The organism is Nostoc sp. S13, from assembly GCF_029379315.1.
Classification (GTDB): domain Bacteria; phylum Cyanobacteriota; class Cyanobacteriia; order Cyanobacteriales; family Nostocaceae; genus Nostoc.
The window spans coordinates 1-4,127 of sequence record NZ_JAQYWQ010000226.1 but is presented as its reverse complement, the minus strand read 5'-3'; the positions used below and the strand labels follow the sequence as shown (position 1 = coordinate 4,127).

At 41.3% G+C, this 4,127-nt stretch carries 5 protein-coding genes; 1 reads left to right on the top strand and 4 read right to left on the bottom strand.

The window, feature by feature from the left end; all coding sequences use genetic code 11:
* Positions 1–71: 71 nt before the first annotated feature.
* The 3 genes from PUQ00_RS32460 to PUQ00_RS32450 all read right to left on the bottom strand — a co-directional run bounded on the left by PUQ00_RS32460 (position 72) and on the right by PUQ00_RS32450 (position 2,820).
* Positions 72–281, bottom strand: a complete 210-nt coding sequence (locus tag PUQ00_RS32460) for a DUF2281 domain-containing protein (protein WP_300424087.1) — start codon at positions 279–281, stop codon at positions 72–74.
* A 291-nt stretch (positions 282–572) separates the two neighbouring features.
* A complete protein-coding gene (locus PUQ00_RS32455) occupies positions 573–1,700 on the bottom strand; it encodes a succinylglutamate desuccinylase/aspartoacylase family protein (protein WP_300424086.1) in 1,128 nt (375 codons plus the stop codon).
* Positions 1,701–1,857: 157 nt separating this feature from the next.
* Positions 1,858–2,820 carry an alpha/beta hydrolase gene (locus PUQ00_RS32450; protein ID WP_300424085.1) on the bottom strand — a complete coding sequence of 321 codons (963 nt, stop codon included), beginning with the start codon at positions 2,818–2,820 and terminating at the stop codon, positions 1,858–1,860.
* Positions 2,821–2,997: 177 nt separating this feature from the next.
* On the opposite strand from PUQ00_RS32450, the gene PUQ00_RS32445 reads away from it, so the two are divergent.
* Positions 2,998–3,507, top strand: a complete 510-nt coding sequence (locus tag PUQ00_RS32445; protein WP_300424084.1) for an anthrone oxygenase family protein — start codon at positions 2,998–3,000, stop codon at positions 3,505–3,507.
* 165 nt (positions 3,508–3,672) lie between these two features.
* Here PUQ00_RS32445 and PUQ00_RS32440 read toward each other — a convergent pair whose 3' ends face one another.
* Positions 3,673–3,900 (bottom strand): hypothetical protein, encoded by a 228-nt coding sequence (locus tag PUQ00_RS32440; RefSeq protein WP_300424083.1) that lies wholly within the window; start codon positions 3,898–3,900, stop codon positions 3,673–3,675.
* Between the last annotated feature and the right edge of the window lie 227 nt (positions 3,901–4,127).

Below are 4,127 nucleotides of genomic sequence, written 5' to 3'. Positions count from 1 at the left end.
GAACGTTTCAAATTTAACAATTATTCCTCTTGTTAACATTGCTTTACACATTTCGGTTTTCCTCTGCCCACCTACTTATCATCTCCTGACCAAGTACCTGCAAATTCGAGCAAATCCTTCGCTTTTGAACCCCTCAATGTATCTGCATCCGAGTTTGTTTCCGGTTTCGACTGCCTTTGTAGATGACTAGCTTTAATGAAGCGAATAAAATCTAATGCTTCAGTTAGTAACTCTGGCGGTAATGACTCGATTTCTTGAGCTAATAATTCTCTATTCAGCATCTTACACCAAACTTAACTATTTTTAATCCTAGCACCATGATTGTATTTCATATAAAAACCGACTCTACCGATCCCTTTATCTGACTTTTCAAGTCATGTGGAAAAGCCCATGAAAGACCTAACCCCCTAACCCCCTTCCCGTGTCGGAAAGGGGGAAAATTCAAAGTCTCTCTCCTACAAGGAGAGAGATTTAGAGAGAGGTTTTCCAGATACCGTGAAAAGTCAGATCCCTTTATAGAATCGAATAATAAATCAAACAGTGGCGTAGAGGCAGAACTTTAAATTTAGTTGCTAACTAATAACTCCCAATACAAACTCGCCTTCATTTACAGCTTGATTGGTTGCAACATCATAAACCAATCCATCTTTTTGAGCGCAGACATCAATTACACTAGGTAACTTACCTTCTTTATTAAAACTGAGAATTTGATAGAGTTTTTCTCCAGCTTTTACATAACTACCTAATTCTATTCTCGATTGAATCATCCCACCTGCGATCGCATAATATTTTTTCCTATTGCTGCTAGATACAAAAGTCATTTCAGGAGTTTTTGTGTCATCCGATAAATTAGGAATTTGCAGTATACCTTTCTCTACTAAATAGTTTTTCACACCCCACACACCTTTCGCGACTGAATCAGGGTTTATTTGCATTCCTGTTCCTAATTCCAATGTCCAAGCTTCTACATCAAACTTGATTTCTCTACCAAACTCTTTAAAACAAGCTTCCAGCGCTAACCAAGGTTTGATAAAAGCTTCATCAAAAGCATCACCATCGTATTTATCAAGTAAAATTCCGAAATCAAGCCCGAAGTATTTTGCACTCTCTTCTCGATTTCGGAAGTAATAAAGGTAATCTAATGCTTGATTTGTAGAAGTATGTAAATCAATTAAATAGTCGGCATCTAAACTCAGATTTTGGAGTTTATAGCTAAAAAGCTCAGTGTAAGGCACACTACTGGGAGAATTAATTTTTTCTAAAATTTTGACAAATTGTTGCTTAATTATAGTTAGATAATTTTGTCGAACGACCTCTAAATCAATATGAAGTTGAGATTTAGTAAAAGCTACTAAATCATCAGCTTCTTTCTCGTAGTCCCAAAATATGCGATTCCAGTCTTTAGCTTCGTAAACGCAATATCGACCAGGAGAAAAATGGTGCGATCGCTCATTCGTCCCCATTGGATTACAAACAGGAACTAGCCAAATTTCTCCAGCTAAATCTGGCTCATTTATTGTTAAAAAAAACTCAATTAACTGATGAATAACGGCATTGCCAGCAATTTCTGCACCGTGCAGATTAGATTGAATGTAAACCTTTTTACCAGCTTTGGCGCCGATGAATTTGTAAACTTGTAAAGACAAGCGATCGCCCGAAGCCATTTGACGTAAAGCAATAGTTTCAATAATTGGCAGCATAAAAGAATTTGGTGATAAATTGCACTTGATAACTGAGCTGAACCTGATGCTATTAATCCATTACAACAAGCCTTGGACAACCCTAACCGAGAAGTTTGCATTCAAGCACAACAGGCAATTAAAAAGATTCAATAAGATTTAGCCAAAATCGCTCATCTTACCGTTGAGGGCCAAAGTCTTTTAGAAAACCAAGCAAAGCCTCGTTGACTTTTTGGGGATACTCTGCGGGAACCCAGTGACCAGCACTAGGAACAATAACCTGTCCTTTCAAGTTCGGAACCAACTCCGTCATTGCATTAAGATTCATTCCTGGAAACTTCAAGACAACATCTTTTTCACCAGCTATGAACAATGCTGGTTGCGATATCTTTTTACCTGACAACTGGGCAGTAATTTCCATATTGCGATCCATGTTACGATACCAGTTCAGGTTGCCACGAAAGCCGCTCTGTTTGTACTGTTCAACGTAATAGTCTAGATCCTCTTCTGTCATGCCTTTTGGTAGCTGATCGGGATCGATCAGTCCGTCAAGAAAACCAGAAGTTGATGGTTTCGGATTCAGCATGATTCCTTCAGGAGCAGAAGCGCTAATACTATAGTGAATTATACGTATGGAACGACGGATATCTGTTTCAAATTCCGCTTCCGCAATTCCGGGCTTTTGGAAGTAGACCATATACCAGAAGTTGTCCCCAAAATTCTCTTGCTTTGTAAATGCTCCAATCGGGTAACGGAAGTAGGGAACACTGATTCCCACAACAGCATTAACTCGTTCCTCATATAGCAGTGCTGTATTCCAAGCTACAGGTGCACCCCAATCATGTCCCACAACAATGAAAGTTTCCTGACCGAGAGCGTCAGCGATTCCGACAACATCCGCCGTTAAATTAAGTATGTCGTAAGCCTCGATCTCCTCTGGAGCATCACTACCGTCGTATCCCCGTTGGTTGGGAACGGCCACTTGAAAACCTGCTTCTACAAGTGGATCAATCTGATGACGCCATAGATACCAGCACTGAGGCCATCCATGAAGTAGGATAACCAAAGGCCCCTGACCCTCAACAACTGTGTTCAGACGAACTCCATTCGTTTCAATGGTACGAAAGTTACGCTTTTTCATATTGAAACTCCCTATCGACATACCCACGGGCTATCAAATAATTTACATGACAATGACTATAGTCAAACCGGGAACGACAATAATCTTTAAAGGTTGAATGCATGGAGCAATCTAATCTGCAATTATCGATAAATAATCAGACTCACACTGCCCTTTAGAGAAACGGATGATAAAGCAATGGTGCAATATCTGATCAGTCAACAACATTATTATTTCGCATTAAAGCTTTTCTCCGCACTGGGCTGCGGGCTGATAGCCGGAGTCTTCTTCGCCTTCTCAACCTTCGTAATGAACGCCCTTACCCGACTCCAGCCAGCACAGGGTATTGCCGCGATGCAATCCATCAATATCACGGTGATCAATCCGTTATTTATGGCAGTGTTCTTGGTAACGGCTGCGGCTTGCATCTTTCTGGCTATCTCTTCGCTATTAAGGTGGCATCAACCCGGTGCCGCCTATTTGCTCCTCGGCAGCTTGCTCTACCTCATTGGCACCTTCGGCGTGACAATCGTTTTCAATGTGCCGCTCAACGAAGCGCTGGCGAGAGTCGAGCCGGACAGCACCATAGGTGCGAGCCTATGGTCTAGCTACCTTGCCAACTGGACAATCTGGAACCACATTCGGGCGGCAGCAGGGCTAGCAGCCGCAGCATTGCTCACGATCGCACTCTGTGATCGAGAGGCGTAATCGTAATGTGATGCGTGCAAGGCGGAAAGAAAAAAGTCAGAAGTGGGTTTATCACTGGCTGTTTCCTTGTTGTCGTAGCCGGTAGTCTAAAATCCGGTCGATACGCTTTAATGCGGCGTTGTTACTATGCTGATTTTCCTCAACTCGCTCTAAAACCGTTGCCTGTTAGTTAAAAAGACGTTGTGTTTGATTTACAAATTCGTTTAGGCGCTCAGAAAGTTGGTCAACCCGCACCCCTAATTGGTCAAGCTGAGATTGGGTACGGTCTTGTTTTATAGTCAACTCATCAAGCCGCCTGTTTGCTGATTCGGCGTAGCTAGCAGCAGACACTAGCAATCGTTTAACAGTTTCAAGTTCATCTTCTACATGGTCTAGTCGCTGCGCGTTGGTCATTCTAGCGATCGCCTCTTTATCTGTCTGGTAAATTCCAGTCTTTCAATTATGCTTTCAAAAATAAAATAGGATTCCTATAGTGATTAAACTCTTGACCGCATCTCGGCTAAATATCATATTTAGAAACTTTAAGAATTATTATACTAAACACATATGTAATTATTTTCTAACATATAGGACTCCTATTTGATTTCTGAACAAGACTAAGAGAGAATACGGAGAGGTTT

What these genes read in the sequence shown, in the direction of transcription:
- PUQ00_RS32450 (WP_300424085.1), bottom strand. Translation starts at nt 2,820, where the DNA reads ATGAAAAAGCGTAACTTTCGTACCATTGAAACGAATGGAGTTCGTCTG.
- PUQ00_RS32455 (WP_300424086.1), bottom strand. Translation starts at nt 1,700, where the DNA reads ATGCTGCCAATTATTGAAACTATTGCTTTACGTCAAATGGCTTCGGGC.
- PUQ00_RS32440 (WP_300424083.1), bottom strand. Translation starts at nt 3,900, where the DNA reads ATGACCAACGCGCAGCGACTAGACCATGTAGAAGATGAACTTGAAACT.
- PUQ00_RS32445 (WP_300424084.1), top strand. Translation starts at nt 2,998, where the DNA reads ATGGTGCAATATCTGATCAGTCAACAACATTATTATTTCGCATTAAAG.
- PUQ00_RS32460 (WP_300424087.1), bottom strand. Translation starts at nt 281, where the DNA reads ATGCTGAATAGAGAATTATTAGCTCAAGAAATCGAGTCATTACCGCCA.